This window comes from Rhizobium sp. 22-785-1 (assembly GCF_053521965.1).
Genome location: NZ_JBNWDI010000006.1, coordinates 182,871 through 209,081 on the forward strand (window position 1 = coordinate 182,871; position 26,211 = coordinate 209,081).

Genomic DNA, 26,211 nt, shown 5'->3' on the forward strand with positions numbered 1-26,211 from the left:
TCATACTCCCACAGCACAACCGTCACTGCGAGGGTCGTGCGCACCTTCGATCACGCCATCACGGCCAATGCTGATGATACCGGCCTGCCCGGCCAGAGCACTGAGTTCTGGAATGGCAACGACCCCGTGGCCGTAAGAACCGAGAGTATGGAGGACCTCGACACCAGCAGATTGTTCGATCTTGAGATTGTCGCGACTATCCGAGAAGGTACGACCCAAAAGAAAGCGTGGAGCGGAAAGCGCTTCAAAAGGACTGAAGCCGTGGTCGATCAATCGGCTCAGAAGAAGGGTCAGTGTTTGCGGCTGACCGTCGGCACCTTGCGTGCCATAAAGAATGGCCGGCTTTCCCTCACGCAACGCAATGCCGGGATTGAGCGTGTAAAAGGGACGCTTGCCAGGCGCGATCGCATTGATACTGGCCGGATCGGCACTGAAGGCAGCGCCGCGATTTTGCCACAGGATGCCTGTGTCTTCCAGCAGAACGCCGCTGCCCCAGTCATAATAGGTGCTTTGCAACACGCTGGCGGACCGGCCTTTCGCATCGGTCGCGGCCAGAAATACGGTATCGCCATGACGGAATGGTTGAGGCCAAGGCAAGGCGACATTTCGATCGATCTTTTCCGCCTTTGCGGCCAGAAAATCTTTCGCCAGCCAGGCTGCGCAATCCTGAACGACATGATCGGGATCGGCGATGCCCCCACGCTCTAGAAAGGCCTGTTTTATCGCCTCAGCGCAAAGATGGTAAAAATCAGGGGAATTCGGACTGACATCCTGCATCGCGAAATTGGAAAGAATGCCCATGATCGAGAGCGTCGTGACGCCTTGGCTGGGCGGCGGCGGCGCCAGAAGTTCGACATCGCGGTAGATGAGCGACAAGGGCTCGGCCATTCTGGCATGCGTCCTCTCCAGATCGCGTTTGCGGATCGGACTGCCAGCCGCCTCAAGGCCTGCCGCCATCCGTTGAGCAAGATCACCCTCGTAAAATGCACGATGCCCGTGAAGGGTAATCTCTTTCAGCACACCGGCTAATTGCGGTTGACGCTGAATACCTCTCTTGACGAAGAAGCTTGCTACCCCGGGCCATGCCTCGATCTCGCCTTCGCGAAACGCGTGCCAGTGCGCCTGGGATTGGCTGACAGGAAAGCCGCCGCTTGCAAATTCTATCGCATCGCCCAGTAGGCTGGAGAAGCTTTCGCGACCTTGCCAATGGATGCAGGAATAATTCAACGCCTCGCCCCAACTATCGACGAGTGCGGCCGTGGTGAGTGCCGAGAGAGGACCTCTCGTCGGGATCGCATCGAGCTTTGGCAGGCTTTCGGCAGCCTGTCCGATACCCATGATCGCCTGACGGCGGCCTTCGGTATCTGCGACGATCCAGATCGCATCTCCGCCGAGCCCGCAAAAATGGGGATAAAGAACCGTGAGCGCTGCGCCTGCTGCGATAACGGCCTCTATTGCCGTGCCGCCGCGTTTCAGTACCTTTGCACCGGCTTCGCTTGCTGCGCGATGGGGCGTCGTGACCATGCCTTGGCGGGATTTGGCCGTATGAGCGGCCTCACGCGAATGGAAATCATAAGCCGCCATCTGATCGCCTACTCGGAGGCCGAAATGTAACGGCTGAGGATTTCGCCGATGTCCGGACCGTCATCCTCGTCATCTGCCTTGGCGCGTTCTTCAACCGCATGCAGATGGTGATCCATGATGTGGGTCGCCGCCTCGACGTCGAGCTTTTTCAATGCCTCGATCAATTGAATATGCTCATCGATACCGCATTCTGCCGAATGCGGCCTGCCAAAGCGCGCGAGGATCAGCGACGACCGTGAGACGACCTGAATGATGAATTCTATCAGCAGTTTGGAGCCTGTCAGCTCCGCCAGCAGGATGTGAAACTCGCCAGCAAGCCGGATGGAACGCGGCGACGATGCGCGCAAAGCGCGCTCCTCTTCCCGCACGTGACTGACCAGAGCATCGATACCGTCCTTTGGCATGCGCTTGCACAGTCGGTCGATCACCTCCCGCTCCAGGCAGCGGCGAAGGGCGAAGACCTCTACGGCCTCTTCGAGTGTCGGCATAGCAACGGCAGCACCACGATTCGGCTTGATCTCCACAAGACCGTCGGATGAAAGCCGCACCAAGGCATTGCGAGCACTTGTCCGACTGACGCCAAACGTATCGCCGATCGAATCTTCGGGGAGCTTTGTGCCGGGCTTCAGCGCCTGCTCAAGGATGGCGCGACGCAGCGAAGCATATATCGCGTCGCTTCTGGTCAGATTGGTGGACATCGCATCAAATCTCGTTCGTATACACTTGACGCGTGTATCGCACAAATTTTGTATCTAATCTAGCGGATTTTATTGCATACAATTTTTGGCTTGAAATTGCATACGAGTTCTCCTAGCTTCTGATCCAAGCCACATAGAATGGCGCTACAGACCAGCGGAACCGAGTATGGCACCGTTGCCGCAACACAAATTGCATGCAGTTCATACCGCAATTGAATGCAAAATGTATCCAATAAAAGGGGACCACAATGTTAAGCAAACGCATACTACTGGGCACGAGCCTGGCACTTTTAACTCTCGCCGTGCCAGCCATGGCAAACACACTGAAGTGGGGTGCTTCGCGCGATATCAGTTCGCTCGATCCGTATTCTTATGGCGACAGCTTTGCGCTTGGCGTTCTTAACCACGCCTATGAAGGTCTGATGCGCTATGATCGCAATCTGAAGCTCGAGCCGGCGCTCGCCACATCCTACGAAATCATTTCGCCTACGACATGGCGTTTCAAGCTCCGCGAAGGCGTGAAATTCCACAATGGTGCCGACTTTACTGCGGACGACGTCCAGGCATCGCTCATGCGCGCGACCGATGCAAAGTCACCGCTGCGTGGCAATATCCCGGCCTATAAGGGCTCGCGCGTCATCGACGCTCACACGATCGAAATCGATGTCACCGCGAACTATCCGCTACTTTTGAACGACCTGACGACCATCTATATCTTCAATGCCAAGTGGCTGAAGGACAACAAGGCGGAAGCGCCGACGGATGTTGGCTCCGGCACCGAAGGCTATGCGACCTATAATGAAAATGGCACCGGTCCATTCAAGGTCGAAAGCCGTCAGCCTGACGCCAAGACGGTATTCGTCAAATATGATGGCTGGTGGGACAAGCCTCAACACAATATCGATCGCATCGAACTGACACCGATTGCCTCCAGTGCTACCCGCGTTGCCGCGCTTCTCTCCGGCGATATCGACTTCACCGACCAGGCCCCGGTTCAGGATTTGCCGCGCCTGGAAGCAGCCGCCTCTCAGGTGAAGCTTCTGGAAGGCACCGATCTACGCACCGTCATGATCGGCTTCAGCCAGCGTGACACGCTGCTTTCCGGCGCACCGAACCCGATGAAGGATCTGCGTGTCCGCCAGGCCATGCAGCTCGCAATCGATCTGGACCTCCTTCAGAAGCGCGTCATGCGCGGCAAGTCCCGCAATGCCGGCACGCTGGTCGCTCCACAGATTCCCGGTTACGACGCCGCTCTCGATACGCCGGTCAAGGCCGATCCGGAGAAGGCCAAGTCCCTCCTTAAGGAAGCAGGCGCTGAAGGCTTCGAGTTCGACTTCAACTGCTCCGACACTCTGGTGAATGAAGAGCAGGTCTGCCAGGCGGTCGCCTCCATGTGGTCGCGCATTGGCCTCAAGCCAAAGATCGACCAGGGGCCTCGCGCCGTGCAGACACCGAAGCGGTCGGGAGGAAAGGTCGATGTCTATACACTCGGCTGGGCAACTCTGCCGATGCTCGATACCTACAGCCTGACCTCACAGGTTCTTCACACCAAGGAAGGATCATTTGGCATCTTCAACTGGGGTGGGTGGTCCGACAAGGAATTTGACAAGGTGACGGAAGCCTCGGCGGTAGAGCTCGACCGGACCAAGCGGCTGGCGCTTTCGGCAGATGCCCTGAAGATCGCAAAGGAACACGCGCTGATGATCCCGCTGCACCAGCAGCCGCTTGCCTGGGCCACCAGCGCGAAAGTCAATGATTTCCCGCTCTTTTCCGACAACCTTCCACGCCTTTGGCTGGTGAAAATGTAACAGCGGATGACCCTCGCTGCACAAAACTGCTGCGAGGGTCGACTTCTCTTTTTCGGACAAAGGACAGGGTGTCATGCTCGCCTTCCTCATCAAGCGGATCGGCAACGCCGTTCTCGTGATGCTCACGGTTGCCTTCTTCGCCTTCCTGATCTTCCGTTTCCTCGGCGATCCGGTGGAGATCATGGTCAATGAAAGCGCCACCCAGGTCGAACGCGACGAATTGCGCACACGCCTTGGCCTGAACGACGGATTCCTCGTTCAATATGCCCGCTTCGTCACCAATGCCGCACAGGGCGAATTCGGATTGTCCTGGCGCAATCAGCAATCCGTCCTGACGCTGATTGCGGAGCGGTTTCCGGCGACCTTCGAACTGGTGATCATCGCTACCATCCTGTCGCTTGCCATCGGCATACCGCTCGGCGTCTTCACCGCAATCGGGCGTGGACGCTGGTGGGCGGAGACCTTGCAGTTTTCCTCCATTGTCGGCGTCTCCCTCCCGAGCTTCCTCGTCGGCATCCTGCTGATCCTCACCTTTTCCGTCACACTCGGTTGGCTGCCGGGCTACGGGCGCGGCGAGGTCGTTCGCATCGGCTGGTGGTCCACCGGGCTTCTCACTCCATCCGGCCGTGCGGCCATCGTCTTGCCGGCGCTGTCGCTGTCGCTCTTCCAGATCACGCTGGTGATGCGGCTGGTGCGCGCCGAAATGCTCGAGACGCTCAGAACCGATTTCATCAAATTCGCCCGCGCACGCGGCGTCAAAAGACGCGCTCTGTGGTTTCGCCACGCGCTGAAGAACTGTCTCATGCCTGTCGTGACACTCACCGCCATGCAGGTCGGCAATCTCATCGCCTTCGCGCTGGTGACCGAAACGGTTTTCCAGTGGCCGGGAATGGGCATGCTCTTCATGCAGGCCGTGACCTTTGTCGATATCCCTGTCATGGCCGCCTATCTCTGCATCGTATCCTTCATCTTCGTCACGCTGAACACCCTGGTCGACATCGCTTACGCCGTCATCGACCCGCGGCTGCGTGCAGCGTGAATAGGAGACTGTCATGACCGCTATCGAACAGACCACACCAGCACCTCGGCCATCCCGACTGTCGAAAATCCTGCAATCGGATCTCTGGTGGAGCTTCAGGCACCACCCTTCGGCCATTGCCGCAGCCATACTGCTTCTGATCTTGATCGGCTCGGCCTTCTTCTCGCCGCTCATCACCGTGCAGAACCCCTACGATCTCGCGTCCCTCGATCTTCTGAACGCTGAAATCCCACCGATCTGGATGCCGGAAGGCCAGTGGCCCTTCATTCTCGGGACCGATGTTCAGGGCCGCGATGTGCTCTCAGCCATCCTCTATGGCTCACGTGCCTCGATCATCATCGGCGCAAGCTCGGTTTTCGTATCGCTAATCATCGGCACGATGCTTGGCTTGGTCGCCGGTTACCATGGCAAATGGGCCGATGGCCTGCTGATGCGCACGGGCGATGTTCTTCTCTCCATGCCGACCATGCTGATCGCCATCCTCGTATCGGCACTGGCGAGACAGGCACTGCCGCCGTCGCTTCGGGAAGCGGGCGCTTCCGGCGTCATCGTCCTTGCCATATCGCTATCGGCCTGGGTGCAATATGCCCGCACCGTGCGCGCCCAGACCATGGTGGAGCGCAATAAGGAATATGTTCAGGCCGCCCGGCTGATCCGCCTTTCGAAATGGAAGATCATGCTGAAACATATTCTTCCCAACACCACCACGCCGCTCCTCGTCACCGCAACGCTGAATTTCGGTCTCGGCATTCTCATCGAGGCGACGCTTTCTTTTCTTGGCGTCGGCATGCCGCCCGAGCAACCATCGCTCGGCACGCTGATCCGCATCGGCAACCAGTACCTCTTCTCTGGCCTCTGGTGGATCGTGCTCTTTCCGGGCCTGCAACTCTGCCTGCTCGTCGTATCGATCAATGTGCTCGGCGACTGGCTGCGCGACGCCCTCAATCCCAAACTGCGCTGAAACCCTTCGGAGACAATGTCCATGAGCGACCTTTTGATCAAGAACACAAGACCGATGGGTGGCGCGACCGCCGATATTCTGATCCGTAACGGCCGGATTGCCGACATCGGTCAGGATCTCGCAGCCACAGACTTAACCGTCGAGGACGCCGGCGGACGTATTACAATCCCGGGTCTCGTCGATGCCCACACCCATCTCGACAAGTCGCTGCTGGGCTACCCTTGGTATGTCAACGAAGTCGGCCCACGCCTGATCGACAAGATCGATAATGAGCGCAAGGTGAAACGCGACTATGGGTTGGACGCCCATATCCAGTCCATGCGCCAGGCGCTGCAATCGGTCGGCTATGGCACGACCCTGATCCGCACCCATGTCGACATAGACACAGACCAGGGGCTGATCGCGCTGGAAGGCGTGATGGAGACCCGCCGCCAGCTGGATGGCATCGTCGAAATCGAGATCGTCGCCTTTCCGCAATCGGGCCTGATGCGCCGCCCCGGAACGGCGGAACTGCTCGATGCCGGCATGGCGATGGGCGCCGATCTCGTTGGCGGTCTGGACCCCTGCGGCATGGATCGTGATCCGAAAGCACATCTCGACACGATTTTCGCCATTGCCGAGAAACACGGCAAGGGCATCGATATCCATCTGCACGAGAGCGGCGAGCTCGGTGCCTTTTCCATGGAGTTGATCTTCGAGCGCACCCGTGCGCTCGGCATGCAAGGCAAGGTCGCCGTCAGCCACGCCTTTTGCCTCGGCCATCCCGACTGGAACATGACGCAGGCGCTGATCGACACCTGCGCCGAACTCGACGTGCCGATCCTGACCACCGCCCCACCGTCTCGTGAAGTGCCGTCTCTGCGCCGTCTGCGCACCGCCGGTGTGCGCTTCGGTGCGGGCGTCGATGGCTTTCGCGATACCTGGGGACCCTATGGCAATGGCGACATGCTGGAGCGGAGCATGCTGCTTGGCATGAAGAACAATCTTCGCCGCGATGACGAACTGCTTTGGGCGCTGGATGTCTGCACCACGGGCGGCGCGAAATCCATGGATCGCGAGGCGCATTCTCTCGAAATCGGCGGGCGTGGCGATGTCGTCATCGTCGAAGGGGAAACCGTCGGCGAGGCCATTGTCACGCATCAACCCCGCAAGCTCGTGGTCACCGCGGGCAATGTCGTTGCGCGTGATGGCAAGAGCCTGAAGGAACGCCCATGACCGCGCCTTCATCCCGGTCGATGCTTCCGCTCGGCAAGAGACCGCCGGGTCGCTGGGCGCTCAAAGCCCGCTTCGTCGTCGCCGATCTGCCGGAAGGGCGACGCCTCGTTCCCGATGGCGAAGTCGTCATCGAAAACGACAAAATCCTCTGGGTCGGTCGCGATTTCGAAGGCGAGGTTTCCGCCCGCTACGACATGGGCGACGCCCTGATCGGTCCAGGCTTTGTCGATCTGGACGCGCTCTCCGATCTCGATACGACCGTGCTTGCCATGGACAACCAGCCCGGCTGGAAGAAGGGCCGCGTCTGGGCCGCGGACTACGCACCCCGCGCCTACGAGATGTACAGCCAGGACGAACTCGCCTTCCAGAAACGCTACGCCTTTGCGCAGCTTCTCCTGAACGGCATCACCTCGGCACTGCCAATCGCCTCGCTCTTCTATCGCACCTGGGGCGAGACGGTGGCGGAATTCGAAGCGGCAGCGGTGGCTGCCGAAGAGCTCGGCATCCGCGTCTGGCTCGGTCCTGCCTATCGCAGCGGTGGCGTCATTCTCGATGAGCGCGGTGCGATGAAGCCGGTCTTCGATGAAGAGCGCGGCTTGTCAGAATTGGCCGAGGCCGCAGCCTTTGCCAAGCGCGTTCACGGCAGCGCCAACGGCCTGATATCCGGCATGTTCGCTCCGGACCGCGTCGAGACCTGCACGGAAACGCTGCTTCGCCGTACCTTCGCCCATGCCGATAATATGGACATGCCCGTTCGCCTGCACATGGCACAGGGCGAGATGGAATTGCAGACCATGCGCCGCCTGCATGGTGTTACGGCACCGGAATGGCTGGACCGGCTTGGCGCTCTATCCCCCCGCCTGATCGCCCCGCATGCGACCGTCGCGACGGAGGACGACCTTGCGCGCTACGCCTCCCATGGCGTGACCGTCGCCCACTGCCCGCTCGTTTCCGCTCGCCACGGATCGGCACTCAAATGCTTCTCCCGCCTGAAGGCAATGGGCATCCGCATCGGCATGGGGACGGACACTGCCCCTGCGGACATGGTTCTCAACATGTCGGTCGGCCTGATGATGAACCGGCTGGCCGAAGGCCGTGGTGACGCCGGATCGTCTGCCGATGTCTACGATGCCGCGACGATTGCCGGTGCAGATGCGCTGAAACGCCAGGATTTAGGGCGTATCGCGTCCGGCGCAAAGGCCGATATCGCAGTCTTCGACATGGCCGACAGCATGATCGCGCCACGGATCGACCCCATCCAGACCCTCGTCTATGGCGCAACCGGTCGCGTCACCCGCGCCACGATTGTCGATGGCCGTATTTCGATGCGCGACGGAGAGGTCGCGGGCATCGACCTCACCGCCGCCAGAGGCCAGGCACAGCGCCAGTTCGACGGTCTCGTCGCCAAATACCCGGACCGAACGTTCCAGCATCCGCCGGTCGAGGAAATTTTTCCGCCAAGCTATCCGCTCACGCATCACTCCAGCGAGGTGTCGCGATGACCTCCGCCAACCAGACATCGGCAGCAATCCCGGCCCTCGAAGTCAAAGGCCTATCCGTCGAGTTCCCCACCCGCAAAGGCATCCTGACCGCCCTCTCCGATGTGTCTCTCACCGTCGAGCGCGGCGAAATTCTGGGTGTCGTCGGCGAGTCCGGCGCGGGCAAGTCGATGACGGGCATGGCGGTGCTTGGCCTGCTCGAACCGCCAGGCCGGATCTCCGCCGGCGAAATCCGCATCGGCGGCACGCGGACCGATAATCTCAGCGAGCTGGAGATGAGCACGGTTCGTGGCCGCATGGTCGGCGCGATCTTTCAAGATCCGCTCACCTCGCTCAATCCGCTCTTTTCGGTTGGGCAGCAATTGGCTGAAACGATCCGCCTGCACTCGGATCGCAGCCGTGCCGAAGCACGCACCCACGCCATCGGCCTGTTGAAACAGGTCGGCATACCCGGAGCGGATGAGCGCATCGACCATTATCCGCACCAGTTTTCCGGCGGCATGCGGCAGCGCGTCGTCATCGCTCTCGCGCTAGCGGGCGATCCGCAACTGATCATCGCCGACGAGCCGACCACCGCGCTTGATGTCTCTATTCAGGCGCAGATCACCACGCTGCTGCGCAAGCTCTGCCGCGAAAAGGGCGCAGGCGTCATGCTCGTCACCCATGATATGGGCGTGATTGCCGAAACCGCCGATCGCGTCGCCGTCATGTATGCCGGCCGGGTGATCGAGGTCGGCCCGGTCGACGAGGTGCTGCGCAACCCGAAGCACCCTTACACGCGCGGCTTGATGGGCTCGATTCCAGCGCTTGGCGCTCGCGTCGAACGACTGACCCAGATCGATGGCGCCATGCCGAGGCTGAACGCCATTCCACAGGGCTGCGCGTTCAATCCGCGCTGCCCGGATGTCGGCCCCCGCTGTCGGCAGATGAAACCCGCGCTGGTACGCAATGATCACGGCAGCGTCGCCTGCCTCGTTCACGATGGAGGTGTTGCATGAGAAGCCCTGACAATGCGCTGGAAGTGGACCAACTGACGCGGGTCTTCGATGTCTCCGCTCCCTGGCTGAACCGTGTCATCGACCGCAAGCCGAAGCGTTATCTGCGTGCCGTCCAGGACGTCACATTCACGGTGCAGAAGGGCAAGTGCCTCGCGCTCGTCGGGGAATCCGGCTGCGGTAAATCCACCGTCGCCCGGCTGGTAACGGGTCTCTATGATCCGAGCGAAGGCGCCATCGTCTTCGCGCCTGCCGAAAAGGGCGCGAACCGCGGCAAGCCACTCGAAGCCCAGATGATCTTCCAGGACCCGCATGCCAGCCTCAACCCGCGCTGGCGGGTTGGCAATATCATCGCCGAGCCAATCCAGGTCTTTGGCCTGCGGCAAGGCAAAGACGCAATCGATGCGCGCGTGGCGGAATTGCTCCGCACCGTCGGCCTTTCCCCGGACGATGCCGGGCGGTTTCCGCATGAGTTTTCCGGAGGACAGCGCCAGCGCATCTCGATTGCCAGAGCACTTGCCAGCGAGCCGGAATTCCTCGTCTGCGACGAACCGACCTCGGCCCTCGATGTCTCGGTTCAGGCGCAAATCCTCAATCTGATGCGCAGATTGCAGGATGAGCTTGGCCTGACCTACCTCTTCATCAGCCACAATCTCGCGGTGGTCCGGCATATGGCCGATCGCATCGCAGTCATGTATCTCGGCAGGATTGTCGAGGAAGCGGAAACCGAGGCGCTCTTCGCCAATCCGCAACACCCTTACACACGGCTTCTGCTGCAAACGATCCCAGATGTTGCAGCCCCCAACAGAGACCGTGCGCTGATGGGCGGCGAACCACCAAGCCCGCTCGATCCGCCGAAGGGCTGCGCCTTCCATCCGCGCTGCCCCATCGCAACCGAACTTTGCAGCCAAGTTGCGCCAGAGGTTCGAACACGAGAGGGCGGCGGCAAGGTCGCCTGCCATCTGGCCCCACATTAAACGAACGTCGTGATGCGTCTGCGAAAGCGCTGATGCCGGATGATAAAATATATGGAAAGGAAACCCCGATGACCAAAACTGTTTTCACCAATGCCAAGCTGGCGGATGGATCGCTGCGCGACATTCATGTGGAAAATGGCCGGATCACGGCCATCGACACGGCCGGAGAAGCAGCGTCTTCGGCAACGACCATCGACCTTTCCGGCGATCTGATACTGCCGGGCTTCGTTGAAGGGCATATCCATCTCGACACCAGCTTTTATGGCGGCAAATGGGTGCCGCATCGCCCCTGCACCAACGGCTTCGATGTCCATGAGCGCGTCGCATTCCAGGCCGAGAACATGGCGAAGGCCGAGCCGATGTCCGAGCGCGCGCGCAATCAGCTGGACTTGTGCATTTCCAAAGGCACGACACAGATGCGCAGCCATGTGATGGTCGATGGCTCTGTCGGACTGACATCTCTGGAGACTATCCTGGCTGTCCGTGAGGAATATCGGGATATGATCGATATCCAGCTTGTCGCCTTTCCACAAAGCGGCATCCTGAAAAGTCCGGGAACGCCCGAGCTTCTCGACGCCGCCATCGGGCTTGGCGCGGACCTCGTCGGCGGTCTCGATCCGGCAAGCTTCGATCGCGACGTCAACGGTCACCTCGATGTGGTCTTCGGCGTTGCCGAAAAGCATGGCGTCGATATCGATATCCATTTGCATGATGCGGGCTCGATGGGCGCTTTCACCATTGAAGAGATTTGCGACCGGACTGTTGCGCTTGGCATGCAGGGACATGTCGCCGTCAGTCATGCTTATGGGCTTGGAGATCTTGCCCCGGATGCGGCCAAGAAGATCGCAGCCAGGATCGCCAAAAGCGGCGTTTCGATCATGACCAATGCGCCCGGCAACCATAATTTTCCGCCGGTCGCGTTGCTCCGCCGCGAAGGCGTCACTGTTTTCAGCGGCAGCGATAATATCCGCGATTCCTGGTGGCCCTATGGCGATGGCGACATGCTGCATCGCGCCGAGATCATCGGCTACAGATCGGGTTTCTATACCGACGACGAACTCTGCGCAGCTTTCGACGTCGTTACGGCTGCGGGCGCAAAAGCCCTGCGGCTCGAAGGTTACGGAATCGAGATCGGCGCGAAGGCCGATTTCGTATCCCTGGCGGCTGAGCACGTTCCCGAGGCCGTAATTGCCTTTCCGACACGCCACAAAGTTTACAAGGAAGGGCGTCTTGTTGCTGAAAACGGTCGGGTGAAGCGCTGACCACCCCAGCCATCGCAAAAAGGCCGCCCAATATCTTGGGCGACCATTGTCAAACCTGCTGTGATCTTGAAACCATCAGCGTTATTTACCGCTTTATGGCCTGCGCGGGCCACCTTCTGGACCGCGAGGGCCACCTTCCGGTCCGCGTGGCGGCTTGCCGGCCGGGCCGAGTTGATCGGTCTTGCCATCCTCATGGACGATATAGCTGCCATGCAGAAAGCCATCGTCGAAGCGGCCCTGAACCGTTACGACTTCATCCTTGTTGACGATGGCGCCGCTGCGTCCTTCCGGCCCGGTTTCCACCAGCGCACGCCCACTATCATCCTGAATGATGAATTTGTTTCCGAATATTTCCACCACTTTGCCCTTGACGCTGGTGAGGCTGTCGTCCGGCATGGCGGATATGGCAACGGGTGCGATGGGCGCAAGCTCTCCCGCCGGTCGCGTCAGCTTCATGGCAGCAGCACCTCCGGCAACGCCCACGGCCAGGATGGCTATGGCGCCAATGGTCAAAGCAGCTGCAGAACGCTTTTTCGGATGCGGGTGGGCATGGCTGAGTTCATCGTGATGCTTGTTTTCGGTTTCAGGTGTAACAGACATTTCTGGTCTCCTTTTTGAGTGGAATGCACCTTTCTACCAAAGCGCCGCCTCCATCACCCTGAACCAACCGGTTCAGCTTGAGTTAAGCGTCAGACCCGTAAATAGCCCGAGCCCACGGAGTAGACATCCCCCATGCGTGTCCTTCTCGTCGAAGACGATGCCGATCTTGCGCACCGGATTGCCAGCAGTCTGAGAGCAGAGAACTTTGTCGTCGATGTCGCTCGAAACGGGGAAGACGGACAGCATGCGGGCCTGACAGAAGCCTTCGATGTCGCGGTCCTTGATCTGGGTCTTCCGAAGATCGACGGTGTGGCAGTTCTTGCCTCCTGGCGTGACGCCGGACGAACGTTGCCTGTCCTTGTCCTGACTGCGAGAGATGGGTGGCCGGACAAGGTCGCAAGCTTCAAGGCAGGGGCCGACGACTTTCTCACCAAACCTTTCAAGGTTGAGGAGCTTGTGCTGCGGCTTCGTGCGCTGGTGCGACGCGCCAACAACCATGCCAGCGCCACAGTCACCTGTGGTTCGATCACCTTCAACGCGCAGCTTGGCACATTCGAAAAAGATGGTGTTCCCCTGAAGCTGACCGCGCTGGAATGGCGCGTGCTCTCCTGCCTTATCTTGCGCAAGGAAATCGTGGTGGACCGAAGCGAGCTGATGGAACGCGTCTATGATGGTGATGCCGAGGTGGATTCGAACTCGATCGAGGTCATAATCGCCAGGCTGCGTCGGAAGATCGGTTCGGATTTTATCGAGACGGTGCGCGGCAGGGGCTACATGATGACGGCCTCATCATCATGAGATTTCCAATTCGCCCAACTTCGATTGCCGGCCGCCTTACAGCCTTTTCCGCAGCGTTCGTGGCGGGTGCCATTCTCGTCGCGGCAGTGATCCTCTGGTTCATCGTCGCCGGCGTCGTGCGCGAACAAATCGATCAGCGGCTGGACACTCAGATCGAAGGTCTGCGCAGCGCGCTGGTCCTCGACCGAACCGGACAGATTGGACTGGCATCTGAACTGGAGGGGCCACCTTTCGATCGGCCCGGCTCCGGATGGTACTGGCAGATCAATTCCGGGGCGTCGACACTCTCATCACGCTCGATCGACCACCACAATCTTAACCCCGGTAGGCGTACCGCAGACTGGCGCGATCTTGCATCGCCAAGACCGAGGCCAGGCGAACTCGAAGATGAGAACGGACGCGGTCTGTATACGCGCACGTTGCTTGCCGCAATCGGCGACAAACAGGTTGAGATCACGGCATCGGCTCCACGATCGGCCTTGACGGATCCGGCATTTCGTTCGCTCATGTGGCTGGTCCCGGCCATGGCGCTTTTGGGCCTCACGCTTCTGATCGGAACCTATTTGCAAGTCCGGTTTGGCCTTAAGCCACTTAAGCGCCTAACCGCAGACGTCGCACAGATATCCGCCGGAAATCGTGCAGCGCTTCCGGCTGCCGATGTCGAGGAACTGAAACCGGTCAGCTCGGAAATCAACCGGCTCATAGCGTTGAACGAACGCAGACTTGAGGATACGCGTGTCCATTTTGCCAATATGGCGCACGGACTAAAAACGCCGGTCGCCAGCCTGACGCTTGGCCTGAACGACGATAACGATCCGAACGGAAGTTTGAGGGATCTGGTCCAGCGCATCGATCGCCGTATCCGCCATCACCTTGCCGACGCGCGCAAATCGGCGATTGGGCAAGTAGCGCAACGAAACGTACCTCTTCGCCCACGTATCGACGACCTCGTTCTCGTTTTGTCGAACATCTACAGAGACAAAAGCGTTTCGGTGCGGTGCAACGTCGAAGATCGGCTGGCTGTTCGCTGCGATCCCGAGGACGTGGACGAGATTCTCGGCAATATCCTGGACAATGCATTCAAGTGGGCATCATCCATGGTTACCCTGTCATCGATAAAGAATGCGGGCTTCGTCGACATCGTCATTGGCGATGACGGTCCAGGCATATCTGACGACAGGATCAAGGAAGCTTTTCAGCCGGGGATGCGCTTGGACGAAAGCGTGAACGGTAGTGGCTTCGGGCTCGGGATCGCAAAGGAACTGACCGAACTCTACGGCGGGAGCGTCACGCTCAAAAATAGCCAAGATGGATTCAAGGCGATCATACGGCTTCCTCTGTCGCACAGCGCCTTTTCATAGGCGAGATCTCCTCCATGCAACCGAACAGAGAAAATCTCGTTGTTGCAATGGATTTGAAGAAGACGTGAAACCGACGGTCCAAACACGGATGGAGAATGCATCAAGCTTCTTCAACAATTACAAAAACGTAATTTGCTCTCAATACCTTAGAGGTGTTGGAATACAAATATTAACAGGACTGGATCAACCCCACCTTTCGAGCGCCAGATAAAACAGTCTTCATTTCGCCGCACATCAAGGCAGCATTGCAATGGCAGATTTTCACCAGAACGCCTCTTCTTCCGTAATATCCGCACATCGACAGATCATGTTGGACACCGCTCCCGGCGCCCCGGGAATAGATGCGCGCTGGACGTCGAGCGCGAAAAACGGAATCGGCACTGCGCTTTCCAAGCATTCGAGAGTATGGTTCACCCTGAGCCACGGCGTGCTTAACGAGATCTACTATCCGCGTGTCGATAGCGCCTGTACGCGTGACTTCGGCTTTGTCGTTACCGGTCAAGACGGTTATTTCTCCGAGGAAAAGCGCGATTGTGTGACGCAGACAAAAACGTCGGCTCCGGGAATTCCAGCCTTTTCGATAACCAACACCGCGCGTGACGGGTCCTACATCATCGAGAAACAGATCGTCTCGGATCCTGGCCGTGCCAGCGTCCTGCAACATATTCGCTTCACCGCTCTGAAAGGCGATATAGCCGACTACACGGTTACGGCACTGCTCGCCCCGCATCTGGTCAATGCCGGACAGTTGAATTCGGCTTGGATCGGTGAGTTCGAAGATAGGCCCGTGTTTTTTGCCACAGGCCGCTCTCGTTACCTCGCGCTGATTTGCGACATCCCATGGCGCGCAAAGAGCGCCGGCTTTGTCGGTGTATCGGACGGTTGGCGGCAGTTGAAAGAGCACGGGCGACTTGCACACCAGTATCAGCGTGCCGATGACGGCAACGTCGCGCTTGCTGGAGAACTGGATTTCACCAGCGATCGCCAGGAGGCAACCCTTGCCATCGGCTTCGGGCAGACCGAATTCGAAGCCGCAGCAGCGGCAGCGGAAAGCCTGAAGAACGGCTTTGAAGGGGCAAGGCAACACTATGTCGCCAACTGGCAGGCATGGCAGGAAAAGCTTTTGCCGCTTGATCGAAAAGACCGAAACGGCGTGAATACCTACCGTGTGTCCACGGCGGTTCTGGCCTCCCATAGAGCGGCCGACCGCCCAGGTGCGGTCGTTGCCAGCCTCTCGATTCCTTGGGGCTTTTCGAAGGGCGATGACGATCTAGGCGGATATCACCTCGTCTGGCCTCGCGATCTGGTGGAGACAGCTGGTGGTTTTCTCGCCGCAGGTGACGCGCACGAAGCAATCGCCATCCTCGATTATCTTCGTCTCGTGCAGCAGCCTTCGGGTCGCTGGCCACAAAACCTGTGGCTTGACGGGAAACCCTATTGGCCAGGGATCCAGATGGATGAGTGTGCCTTTCCGGTCCTGCTCGCAGATATGCTACGCCGTTTCGGACATCTCGATGCCAAGGCGCTGAGACGCTTCATGCCGATGCTGCGCAGCGCTGCAAATTACATCATCACCAACGGCCCCGCTACATGCGAGGACCGCTGGGAAGAGGATGCGGGCTACAGCCCGTTCACGCTGGCGGTTGAAATCTCCGCGTTGCTGGCGGCGGCAGATTTGCTTTCGCTCGAGGGAGATGATGTGGCATCCAACCATCTTCGTGAAACGGCAGACTGCTGGAACGAACAGATCGAGACATGGACATTCGCCGGTGATGAAAATTTCTGCGCATCCGTCGGCGTCTCCGGTCACTATGTCCGCATCGCACCGATTGGCGTCAGCGATGAGGTCAGCGCGTCGGGCAAAATTGAAATCCGCAACCAGACGCCGGATCGGGCCCTGCTACCGGCAGCCGACGTATTGAGCCCAGATGCGCTGGCACTGGTCCGCTTCGGCCTTCGCGCCCCCGATGATCCGCATATACTCGACACCATCAAAGCGATCGATCACAGCCTGCGCGCCGAGCTACCACAAGGCCCTCTTTGGTATCGTTATACGGGCGACGGGTACGGCGAGCATGAAGATGGCGCGCCTTTCGATAGGACGGGCCAAGGGCGGCCATGGCCTCTACTGGCCGGTGAACGCGCCCATTACGAACTGGCGGCGGGCAGGCGCGAAGCGGCTGAAGCCTTGCTGGCAACGCTCGAAAAATCGGCAGGTTCAGGCGGCCTGTTGCCGGAACAAGTATGGGATGGCCGCGATCTCCCAGAAAAGGAGCTATTCCTGGGACGCCCTTCCGGCAGCGCTATGCCTCTGGTTTGGGCCCATTCCGAACACATCAAGCTTCTGCGGTCGTTGAAAGATGGCACAGTTTTCGACATGCCGCCTCAAGGCGTGGAACGCTACATCAAGAACAAAACCGGTTCCGGTCTGCGCATCTGGCGCTTCAACAACCGCCTGTCTTCGATCCCGCTTGGGAAGACGCTCAGGATCGAAACGGAAGCCAAGGCTCTGGTGCATTGGAGCACAGACAACTGGGCGACTGTTTCAGATGCACCGATGGCGCCGTCAGGGCTGTCAACCTACTACGTCGACCTGCCGCTGGGCCACGCGACCGAGGAAACAACGGTCGTCTTCACCTTCTACTGGCCAGATGCCGGTCATTGGGAAAACACCAATTTTGCCGTTCGCGTCATAAATGAATCGAACGCTTCAAACACGCGTTGAAAATGGAGAATGATATGCAGATTGCAATGGTAGGTCTTGGCCGCATGGGGGCCAATATGGTGCGCCGTCTTCTGAAACAGGGCCATGACTGCGTTGTCTTCGACGTCAACGCCGACAATGTGGCTGCTCTGGTGAAGGACGGCGCCAAGGGCGCGTCATCGCCCGACGATCTCATTGCCAAGCTGGAAAAACCACGCGCCGTCTGGCTAATGCTGCCTGCGGCCATTACGCCTAAAATTGCCCGCGAATTTGCCTCCAAGCTCGACAATGGCGACGCGATTATCGATGGCGGCAACTCGCTCTACCATGAGGCGATCAATCTTTCCGCGGAGTTTGCGCCGCTCGGCGTAGACTTCATCGATGTCGGAACCTCGGGCGGCGTCTGGGGTCTGGAGCGCGGCTATTCCCTGATGATCGGTGGCCCGCAGGCCGCCGTGAAAAGGCTAGATCCGATCTTCGCGTCGCTCGCACCCGGTGCCGGCCAGGACATCGCGGAAGACCCAGAGACGGGAACTGCACCGAGAGGCTATCTGCATTGCGGCCCTGCGGGTGCAGGCCATTTCGTCAAGATGGTGCATAATGGCATCGAATATGGGGTCATGGCAGCCTACGCAGAAGGGCTGAACATATTGAAGGCCGCAAATGCGGGTAATAGCGAGAGGGAAGCCGATGCCGAGACGGCACCATTGGCAAACCCGCAATATTACCGTTTTGATGTCGATCTTCCCGCAGTCACCGAGGTTTGGAGACACGGCTCGGTTATTGGCTCCTGGTTGCTGGATCTCACGGCGGAAGCTTTGAAGCAGGACCCGCATCTGGATAACTACGATGGCCGCGTGTCCGACTCCGGCGAAGGCCGATGGACATTGCAGGCAGCCGTCGAAACCGGCGTTCCCGCGCCGGTTTTGGCCTCGGCCCTGTTCGAGCGGTTCTCGTCTCGCGGTGAGGCGCAATTTGCTGGAAAGGTTCTCTCCGCCATGCGCCACGCTTTCGGCGGTCACCTGGAAAAGACCAAGTAAATCGGAAGGAATGCAGCGATGGCACAGCAACGGTCCGACGTTCTGGTGGTGTTCGGCGCGACAGGCGACCTCGCCCACAAGATGATCTTCCCATCGCTTTACGCGATGGTGAAGCGAGGCAACCTCGACACCCCAATCATCGGTGTTGCTTTCGACGACTGGACGCGCGATCAACTGATCGCGCGTGCCAGAGACGCCGTTTCAAAGCATGTGGACGCGATAGACGAGGACGTGTTCAGCAAGATGGCGAACAGGCTCTCGTATGTCTCCGGCGATTACCGCAGCCAGTCGACATTCGACAAGCTGAGAGAGGCATTGGCTGGTCACAAAAATCCACTTTATTATCTCGCAATACCACCCTCTCTATTCGAAACGGTTGCGGATGGTCTGGATAAGGCGGGTATCGCCAAAGATGCGCGGCTTATGGTGGAAAAACCATTCGGGCGCGATCTTGCTTCCGCAAAAACGCTGAACGAAGTGCTGCATAAAGTCTTCGAGGAAGACGCCATTTTTCGCATCGATCATTTCCTCGGTAAGGAAGCGATCCAGAATCTGCTCTATTTTCGCTTTGCCAACAGCTTTCTGGAACCGATCTGGAATCGCGATCACGTCGAGAGCGTGCAGATCACCATGGCCGAAGATTTCGGCATCAAGGGGCGCGGTAAGTTTTATGATGAAGTCGGCTGCATCCGCGACGTGATCCAGAACCATTTGGTCAACGTCCTCTTGCTACTGACCATGGAGCCCCCAGCCTCCGGCGCATCCGACGATCTGGTCGATGAAAAAGTGCAAGTGCTGAAAGCCATGCCGCCTCTTTCGAAGGACGATGTGGTGCGCGGTCAGTTCGAAGGTTATACAGACGAACCTGGAGTGGCGCCCGCCTCAGCCACTGAAACCTTTGCTGCGGTTCGGTTTCGGGTTTCCACCTGGCGCTGGAACGGCGTGCCTTTCTTCATCCGCGCTGGCAAGAACCTGCCAGCCCACGCAACGGAAGTCGTGGTGCGCTTCAAGCGACCGCCCGTGACCCTCTTTGACGAGATCACCGACACTTCTGCCAATTATATTCGCTTCCGGCTTGGGCCGGATATCTCGATCGGCATTGGCGCGCGTCGCAAGGCTGCGGGTGAAAAGATGCGAGGAGAAGCCGTCGAGCTGACCGCAGTGGATGACGGCACCGGTGACATGGCGCCCTATGAACGGTTGATAGGCGACGCCATGGCCGGCGACAGGCAACTCTTCACCCGTCAGGATGCGGCGGAGCTGGCTTGGAAGATTGTAGAGCCTATCCTGGACGAAAAGACTGTTCCACCGACGTACAAACCCGGAACGTGGGGACCGGAGGGCACGGAGACTTTCGCACCGCCTGGAGGCTGGGTGGACCCGGCTTGAGTGATTGGAGAGGAAGTATGACGCAAGATGTTTCAGAACGCAAAGATCGCATTGTCCTTTCCATCGATATCGGTGGCAGCCACGTCAAGATCCTTTCCAGTGAAGGCGGCGAAGAGAAGAAAGCAGTCAGCGGCAAGACCATGACAGCGGCCGACATGGTCGCTGCCGTGAAGGCGATGGCGGACGGCTTGAAATATGACGTTGTCTCTATGGGCTATCCCGGACCGGTCGTGCATGACAAGCCGCTTCGAGAGCCCGTAAACCTGGCTGACGGCTGGGTCGGGTTCGATTATCAGGCCGCCTTTGGCTGTCCCACCCGCATCGTCAACGACGCGCTGATGCAAGCGCTCGGATCCTACGAGGATGGACGCATGCTGTTCCTCGGACTTGGCACCGGGCTTGGCGCAGCAATGATCGTGGAGAACGTTGCGCAACCCATGGAGATCGCTCACCTTCCCTACCGAAAGGGCAAGAGCTACGAGCATTATGTCAGCGAAGCCTATCGCGAGAAGAAAGGTCACAAGAAGTGGCAAACGCGGGTTTTCGATATCGTCGAGACGCTTACGAACGCCCTTGAACCCGACTATGTCGTCATCGGTGGCGGCAACGTAGAAAAGCTTGATTCACTTCCGCCAAAGTGCCGTCGCGGCGACAATAAACTCGCTTTCGAGGGTGGATTTCGTGTGTGGCAGGACGAAAAGCTGAGAGTTTAATCTGTCGACTGTCGATGTTCGACAGGGATTTTGCCGACTTGATCGAAGATGGCTTCCAGCAACTCGCTTGCTGCTGGAAGCTCATCAATACCCTTGAAGTCGCTCGACTCCATCGGTGATTAATAGAAGCTAAAGAACCGCCAACATGCCACCATCGACGTAGATAATCTGGCCGTTGACGTAATCTGATGCGGAGGAGGAGAGGAAAACGGCGGTGCCGATCAGTTCTTCCGGCTTGCCCCATCGTTTCGATGGTGTTCTACCCTTCACCCACGCATCGAAGTCGGGATTGCTGATCAAGGCCTCGTTCATATCCGTCAGCATGTAGCCGGGACCGATCGCGTTCGCCTGAATACCGTGCTGTGCCCATTCCGCCGCCATGGCTCTGGTCAGCATCTTGATCCCGCCCTTTGCGACCGTATAGGGCGCGATCGTTGCGCGGGCCAGTTCGCTGGTCAGCGATCCTATGTTGACGATCTTGCCATGGCCTCGGGCAATCATCCGTTTCGCCGCCTCGCGCCCTATGACGAAAGCGCTTGTGAGGTTCGTATCGATGACCCGCTGCCAATCCGCCGTTTCAAGCTCGACCATAGGCTTGCGATACTGAATACCGGCATTGTTGACCAGAATGTCCACGGCAATGCCTGCAGCATCCAGCCCTTCAAACGCTGCCTTGACCTCGTCTTCCACAGTCACGTTGAAAGACGCAGCATCAGCCTCATAACCGGCGCTGCGAAACTCAGCCACTGTCTGTGCAACACGAGACGTATCGGTCCCATTGATCAGGACGCGAGCGCCGGCAGCGGCAAGACCTTCGGCCATGGCGCGACCCAGGCCGCGCGAAGAGCCGGTTATGAGCGCTGTGCGACCCTTCAGATCGAAAATGGATTGATTGCTCATCGTTTCCTCCTCAAAGCGTGCTGCGTCGAACCTTAAGGTCCGATCTTTCAAAAACCTGCGGCAGCAATTCGGTGCCGAGGCCTGGCCCTTCCATCGGCAAGACGAAGCCGTTTTCGATGACCGGGACGTGGGTGACAAGTTCTTTATACCAGCCCGTATAAAAAGCCCGAACGGATTCCTGGATCATCGTGTTGGTCTGCGAGAAGGAAGAGTGAACGGCAGCCGCATAAGCAACGGGACCCGTACAATCATGCGGGGCATAGGGCCTGTGGTATGTGTCGGCAAGAGAGGCGATCTTGCGGCCTTCCGTCAGCCCCCCGGTCCAAACAAGATCGGTCATCACAATGCCGATTGCACCCGCTTCAAGCATGTCCTTGTAGGGAAAGCGCGAGCCGAGCGTCTCAGAGGCGCAGATTGGCACGCTCGTTGAGGCGGCGAGTTCGGAAAGCGCCGATACCGAATTCATCCGGATCGGGTCTTCGTACCAGGTTGGATCGAATGCCTCCAGTTCTCGAGCAATCCGCTTGATGGTGGGCAGATTCCACAGGCTATGAAATTCGACCATGATGCGCATTCTGTCACCAACGCGGGCGCGGATCTGCTCAAACGGCTTGATGGCTGAGCGCAGTTGTTCGGCGGTTATGAAGCGTCCGTCATTCTCAATCGCGGCGGGATCGAACGGCCAAATCTTCATGGCGGAAATCCCTTGCTCCAATAGATTTTCCGCCAGTGCGCCCGCATCGGTCATGAACCCTTTCAGGTCTTCATAGGGGCCCTCGGCATCGTCCCTGAAATTCCAGGTGTCGACCGGCTTGATCTTGTTCGAGCGGACATAACCGTAGCCTGCACAGGTATTATAGACAGGGATGCGGTCATGGCAGAGCCCGCCCAGCATCTGGTGAACAGGCTGACCGCAGACCTTGCCGAAAATGTCCCACAGGGCAAGATCGATTGCCGAGGCCGCACGATACTCCGCTCCGGTAGAGGCCTGCGCCATTGGCAGGTTCACCAGTTCACGCGCAAGCGCTTCGATCCGCAGCGGATCTTGGCCAAGCAGGCGGCCGGCAAGCACATCATGAATATGAGCCTCAACCGAACCGGCACCGTAAAAGGTTTCTCCCAGACCGATCACGCCTGCGTCCGTGTGGACACGCACCCACAGCACGTTGGCGAACTCTTCCGTTCTCAATGTCTCGACAGACGTGATTTTCATTCATTCATCCCCCAAAAGCGGCACAGGCGTTGCTGACATGACATGCCAATGCAACGCCCCCTCCGAGCCGATCATGGAAAACGACATTAGTGAGACTTGTGAAATATCACAACATGTTTTAACGGTCTTCGAAGAGATGCTTTTCACTGGTGCGAGGCAAGGAAACCGGCGATGGCCATACCCAAGCAAAGCAGCCCACCGAAACGCACGGATAGCCTTGCGCCAAAGCGAGCAAACAGGATCAATTTCTTCGATCTTGCGTATGAGCGCATCGAAGAACGGCTTATCAATTGCGAGCTCAAGCCGGGGATGCAACTCACCTTGAGTGAGTTGCAGGATGCAACGGGACTTGGCCGCACACCTGTTCATAGCGCCGTCAGCCAGCTCGCTGCAGATACGCTTTTCATCGTTCTTCCACGGCATGGTCTAAAGGTTGCACCCATAGATTTGGGAAGGGAGCGCCGCCTTCTGCCATTACGGCGCGACATGGAACGGTTTGTCGTGCGAATGGCGATCGACCACGCCAGTCCTTCGCACCGCAATCAGTTCCTGCATATGGAACGCACATTGCTTGAGCGACGCAATAGTATGAGCCTCGCCGAGTTCAATGTGCTGGATCGCCGCATCAACCAGCTTCTGCTGTCTGCCTCCGGCGAGCCGTTTCTCGAACATACGTTGCGACCATTGCACACCATCTATCGACGCATCGGTTTCATTCACCACAATCTGACGCCGGAGAAATCCAATCTGTCCACGACCATCGACTGTCACCTGACTGTTCTGAACGCCGTCGCGAACCGGAATTTGGCTAAGGCGCTTAGCGCCACCGATGCGCTGATCGACTTCGTCGATTCCATGTTCATCGAGATGGAGCTTGGTATCGATCCACAGCTTCTGGACTGCGGGATCGAGCCGGTCTTTAAGGCGTGATCCAAACCGGTCAGTACTACCCGAAGCTGCGCGTCACGCGCTAAGCCGCTTCAGGTGCTCAAAGACGCCCTGGTTGCCGGCCCAGATTGGACCCGGCTTCGTCAGGTCCCCGGCAAACTCCGCCAACCCTCCCGCCTCGCGGATAAGCGCAACGCCAGCAAGACAGTCCCAACAATAAAGGGTCGGGTCGTAATAGCCAGCAAGCCGGTTGGCGGCGACATAGGCCAGCATGAGTGCGCCGGAGCCTACGCGAAAGAGAACGCCTCCCTCCTGATAAAGACGAGTTACGAATGCACCGACCTCAATCGGGTCAGCGCGCTCGGTCCCACCATAACCAATCGTTGTCGAGCGGATCGTCCAGTCGTGATTGATGGAAAGAGATCGACCGTTTAACGTTGCGCCTCGATCGGTCTGCCCGACGTATAGCTCGCGCAGCATAGGGGCATACACCACCCCGACCACCGGTTCCGTATTTTTAAGAACCGCGATTGAAACCGACCAGTTTGGCTGCCCGACAAGAAAGGCCATCGTCCCGTCAATGGGATCAATCACCCAAATATAGCCCGAGGTTCCGCGCGTGGAGCCGGCTTCCTCCCCAATGATACCATCATCGGGAAAATGCTTCTGAATCGCTTTGCGAAGATAGGCTTCCGTGGTCCGGTCCGCGATGCTCACCAGGTCTTGGGTCGAGGATTTTTGTGCGGTTTCCAGTCGATGTGGCTTCAAAAGAAACCCCCGGGCTTTGGCTCCAGCGGTTTTTGCGATGCGCTCGGCAAGCGCTCTGCGGTCATCGATTTCAGTTCGCTCTGATGCGTTCGTCGTCATATTCGCCTCTGCCTTGAACGACGTCGATAAAATCACAATCGCCCCATCATTACTATTGCAAAAATAAATTTACATGTGTATCGATTGCACATTCCCGCCGAGAGGACGGCGAGCCCAGACCATTGATAACTCTTGGCGAATGCGCCGATGGCGCAAATGGTGAGGCGTGACCAAGGCGACGGCTTCGGGAGGAAAAAGCAGTTTTGGGAAGAGGCGGCGCCGAGGGCGAGCAATGCTCTTTTGCGCGCATGTCGCAAGCGATCGAAGACTGAAACAAGCCTGCGTCATAAGGCGGGCACGATAGGAGGAGTGGCATGAAACGTTTGTTGAGTGTGTGCGTCAGCGTTCTGGCGCTGGCTGCGGGAGCCGCTGGTGCGCCGATGTTGGCGCATGCCGATTGGCTGGAAGATGCAGCCAAGCCGCTGAAGGGTACGGAGATCAGCGGCATATTCCTGGATCGCCCCGGCTATCGTGCGATCATCAAGCTCCTTCCGGAGTTTGAAAAGAAGACCGGCATCAAGGTCAACTACGAAATCGTTCCTTATGAGAATACGCGCGAGAAGGAAGTGCTAAACTTCACCTCGCAAGGCGACCTCACGATGGCCCTGGTCGATCTCGTCTGGATCGGCGAATTTGCCGAAAACGGCTGGATCGACCCGATCGACAATTTCACCAAGGACAAGTCGATCACAGATCCGAACCTCAAGCTGGATGGTTTCTTCCCACTTCTGCTCGATGCGTTCGGCTCCTGGGGTGGAAAAACATACGGCCTGCCCTTTGACAACTATTCGGGCCTGATGTTCTACAACTCCTGCAAGCTCAAGGATGCCGGCTTCGACAAGCCACCGGCAACCTGGGACGAATTGATGAAGGTTTACGCGCCAAAGCTGACCGACGCATCGAAGAACCAATATGCATACGCCCTGCAATCGCTGCGCGGAGAAACGCAGTCGGCCGACAGTTTCATGCGTATGCTCTGGCCCTTCGGTGGCTCGCTGCTCGACAAGCAGTTCAAGTCCAACCTGATGAGCAAGGAAAGCCAGGCTGGCCTCAACTTCCGTCAGGATCTGATGAAATATATGCCACCCGGCATCGTGTCCTTCGACCACGCAGAAGCTGTCAACGCCCTGGCCCAGGGCCAGGTCGCAATGATCACGGAATGGTCTGCCTTCTACGGTACGCTCGTCGATCCTGCCACCTCCAAGCTCGGAGACTGCCTCGCAGTAGCGCCGGAACCCGCAGGCCCTGCTGGCCGTCTCCCTGCCCTTGGCGGCTTCTCTCTGGCGGTTGCCGCGCAGGCCACCGAAGAGCAGAAGAAGGCGACCTGGCTGTTCATTCAGTGGGCAACCTCTGAGGACATCGCCAAGGCCTATGTGGAAGCTGGCGGCGTTTCCGGCCGTATGTCCGTCTACAACGACCCGGAGATCAAGGCGAAGTACAAGTTCGTCGAGCCGATGGTTGCCTCTTGGCAGAAGGGCGTTCCGGAATTCCGTCCACGTTTCCCGGCATGGCCAGCCATCTCCGAAGTCGTTGCCGAGTGGGGTTCCAAGATGATGCTCGGCGAGGTTTCGGTCGAAGCGGGATCGAAGGAAATCGGCACGCGCATGGAGGATATCCTGAAGAAGGAAGGCTACTACGACGGCAAGAAGCAGTTGTTGCAGTAACCCTTTAGCGTAAATCTCCAAGAGGTCATTGCACGG

At 58.5% G+C, this 26,211-nt stretch carries 22 protein-coding genes; 16 read left to right on the forward strand and 6 right to left on the reverse strand.

From position 1 onward, the window contains the following. Both ACQZ5M_RS14115 and ACQZ5M_RS14120 read right to left on the reverse strand, forming a co-directional pair. Positions 1 to 1,584, reverse strand: a complete 1,584-nt coding sequence (locus ACQZ5M_RS14115; protein WP_449080061.1) for a gamma-glutamyltransferase family protein — start codon at positions 1,582 to 1,584, stop codon at positions 1 to 3. 8 nt (positions 1,585 to 1,592) lie between these two features. After that, positions 1,593 to 2,282 carry a GntR family transcriptional regulator gene (locus ACQZ5M_RS14120; protein WP_296019772.1) on the reverse strand — a complete coding sequence of 230 codons (690 nt, stop codon included), beginning with the start codon at positions 2,280 to 2,282 and terminating at the stop codon, positions 1,593 to 1,595. Positions 2,283 to 2,530: 248 nt separating this feature from the next. On the opposite strand from ACQZ5M_RS14120, the gene ACQZ5M_RS14125 reads away from it, so the two are divergent. The 8 genes from ACQZ5M_RS14125 to ACQZ5M_RS14160 all read left to right on the forward strand — a co-directional run bounded on the left by ACQZ5M_RS14125 (position 2,531) and on the right by ACQZ5M_RS14160 (position 12,038). Further along, on the forward strand, positions 2,531 to 4,090 hold the full coding sequence (locus ACQZ5M_RS14125; protein ID WP_449080062.1) for an ABC transporter substrate-binding protein: 1,560 nt from the start codon (positions 2,531 to 2,533) through the stop codon (positions 4,088 to 4,090). 73 nt (positions 4,091 to 4,163) lie between these two features. Next, the gene (locus tag ACQZ5M_RS14130; RefSeq protein WP_296019777.1) at positions 4,164 to 5,129 is read left to right on the forward strand and encodes an ABC transporter permease; all 966 of its coding nucleotides are present in this window, start codon (positions 4,164 to 4,166) and stop codon (positions 5,127 to 5,129) included. A 13-nt stretch (positions 5,130 to 5,142) separates the two neighbouring features. Further along, a complete protein-coding gene (locus ACQZ5M_RS14135; protein WP_449080063.1) occupies positions 5,143 to 6,090 on the forward strand; it encodes an ABC transporter permease in 948 nt (315 codons plus the stop codon). 21 nt (positions 6,091 to 6,111) lie between these two features. Continuing rightward, a complete protein-coding gene (locus tag ACQZ5M_RS14140; RefSeq protein ID WP_449080064.1) occupies positions 6,112 to 7,305 on the forward strand; it encodes an amidohydrolase family protein in 1,194 nt (397 codons plus the stop codon). Continuing rightward, positions 7,302 to 8,807 carry an amidohydrolase family protein gene (locus ACQZ5M_RS14145; RefSeq protein ID WP_449080065.1) on the forward strand — a complete coding sequence of 502 codons (1,506 nt, stop codon included), beginning with the start codon at positions 7,302 to 7,304 and terminating at the stop codon, positions 8,805 to 8,807. The genes ACQZ5M_RS14140 and ACQZ5M_RS14145 overlap by 4 nt, the downstream gene beginning before the upstream one ends. Continuing rightward, entirely contained in the window at positions 8,804 to 9,802 is a 999-nt protein-coding gene (locus ACQZ5M_RS14150; protein WP_449080066.1) for an ABC transporter ATP-binding protein, read from the forward strand. Before ACQZ5M_RS14145 ends, ACQZ5M_RS14150 begins: the two co-directional genes overlap by 4 nt. Continuing rightward, on the forward strand, positions 9,799 to 10,776 hold the full coding sequence (locus ACQZ5M_RS14155; RefSeq protein ID WP_449080067.1) for an ABC transporter ATP-binding protein: 978 nt from the start codon (positions 9,799 to 9,801) through the stop codon (positions 10,774 to 10,776). Before ACQZ5M_RS14150 ends, ACQZ5M_RS14155 begins: the two co-directional genes overlap by 4 nt. Positions 10,777 to 10,844: 68 nt before the next feature. Beyond that, a complete protein-coding gene (locus tag ACQZ5M_RS14160; protein ID WP_449080068.1) occupies positions 10,845 to 12,038 on the forward strand; it encodes an amidohydrolase family protein in 1,194 nt (397 codons plus the stop codon). Positions 12,039 to 12,131: 93 nt separating this feature from the next. Here ACQZ5M_RS14160 and ACQZ5M_RS14165 read toward each other — a convergent pair whose 3' ends face one another. Next, on the reverse strand, positions 12,132 to 12,638 hold the full coding sequence (locus ACQZ5M_RS14165) for a hypothetical protein (protein WP_296038909.1): 507 nt from the start codon (positions 12,636 to 12,638) through the stop codon (positions 12,132 to 12,134). A gap of 132 nt (positions 12,639 to 12,770) precedes the next feature. On the opposite strand from ACQZ5M_RS14165, the gene ACQZ5M_RS14170 reads away from it, so the two are divergent. The 6 genes from ACQZ5M_RS14170 (at position 12,771) to ACQZ5M_RS14195 (ending at position 20,643) form a co-directional block, all read left to right on the forward strand. Further along, positions 12,771 to 13,436 carry a response regulator transcription factor gene (locus ACQZ5M_RS14170; protein ID WP_296038908.1) on the forward strand — a complete coding sequence of 222 codons (666 nt, stop codon included), beginning with the start codon at positions 12,771 to 12,773 and terminating at the stop codon, positions 13,434 to 13,436. Next, positions 13,433 to 14,797: a sensor histidine kinase gene (locus tag ACQZ5M_RS14175; RefSeq protein ID WP_449080069.1), complete on the forward strand. Its 1,365-nt coding sequence runs from the start codon at positions 13,433 to 13,435 to the stop codon at positions 14,795 to 14,797. Before ACQZ5M_RS14170 ends, ACQZ5M_RS14175 begins: the two co-directional genes overlap by 4 nt. Before the next feature lie 307 nt (positions 14,798 to 15,104). Next, positions 15,105 to 17,522, forward strand: coding sequence for a glucan 1,4-alpha-glucosidase (locus tag ACQZ5M_RS14180; protein WP_449080146.1), 2,418 nt, complete (start codon positions 15,105 to 15,107; stop codon positions 17,520 to 17,522). Between the two features lie 14 nt (positions 17,523 to 17,536). Continuing rightward, positions 17,537 to 18,541 carry a phosphogluconate dehydrogenase (NAD(+)-dependent, decarboxylating) gene (gnd, locus tag ACQZ5M_RS14185; protein ID WP_296038906.1) on the forward strand — a complete coding sequence of 335 codons (1,005 nt, stop codon included), beginning with the start codon at positions 17,537 to 17,539 and terminating at the stop codon, positions 18,539 to 18,541. 18 nt (positions 18,542 to 18,559) lie between these two features. Next, complete coding sequence (zwf, locus tag ACQZ5M_RS14190) at positions 18,560 to 19,930, forward strand: glucose-6-phosphate dehydrogenase (RefSeq protein WP_296075277.1); 1,371 nt, start codon at positions 18,560 to 18,562, stop codon at positions 19,928 to 19,930. A 17-nt stretch (positions 19,931 to 19,947) separates the two neighbouring features. Then, complete coding sequence (locus tag ACQZ5M_RS14195; RefSeq protein ID WP_449080070.1) at positions 19,948 to 20,643, forward strand: ROK family protein; 696 nt, start codon at positions 19,948 to 19,950, stop codon at positions 20,641 to 20,643. Positions 20,644 to 20,772: 129 nt separating this feature from the next. Here the strand turns inward: ACQZ5M_RS14195 and ACQZ5M_RS14200 are convergent, their stop codons facing one another. Both ACQZ5M_RS14200 and ACQZ5M_RS14205 read right to left on the reverse strand, forming a co-directional pair. Beyond that, a complete protein-coding gene (locus ACQZ5M_RS14200; RefSeq protein WP_449080071.1) occupies positions 20,773 to 21,543 on the reverse strand; it encodes an SDR family oxidoreductase in 771 nt (256 codons plus the stop codon). Between the two features lie 10 nt (positions 21,544 to 21,553). Beyond that, positions 21,554 to 22,756, reverse strand: a complete 1,203-nt coding sequence (locus ACQZ5M_RS14205) for a mandelate racemase/muconate lactonizing enzyme family protein (protein ID WP_296101313.1) — start codon at positions 22,754 to 22,756, stop codon at positions 21,554 to 21,556. A gap of 171 nt (positions 22,757 to 22,927) precedes the next feature. Here ACQZ5M_RS14205 and ACQZ5M_RS14210 point away from each other — a divergent pair, with 171 nt between their 5' ends. Continuing rightward, positions 22,928 to 23,686 (forward strand): GntR family transcriptional regulator, encoded by a 759-nt coding sequence (locus ACQZ5M_RS14210; RefSeq protein WP_449080072.1) that lies wholly within the window; start codon positions 22,928 to 22,930, stop codon positions 23,684 to 23,686. Positions 23,687 to 23,719: 33 nt separating this feature from the next. On the opposite strand, the gene ACQZ5M_RS14215 is transcribed toward ACQZ5M_RS14210, so the two are convergent. Next, positions 23,720 to 24,511, reverse strand: a complete 792-nt coding sequence (locus ACQZ5M_RS14215; protein ID WP_449080073.1) for an inositol monophosphatase family protein — start codon at positions 24,509 to 24,511, stop codon at positions 23,720 to 23,722. 314 nt (positions 24,512 to 24,825) lie between these two features. Between ACQZ5M_RS14215 and ACQZ5M_RS14220 the strand changes: the two genes are divergently transcribed. Then, positions 24,826 to 26,175: an ABC transporter substrate-binding protein gene (locus ACQZ5M_RS14220; RefSeq protein WP_449080074.1), complete on the forward strand. Its 1,350-nt coding sequence runs from the start codon at positions 24,826 to 24,828 to the stop codon at positions 26,173 to 26,175. Positions 26,176 to 26,211 lie beyond the last annotated feature (36 nt).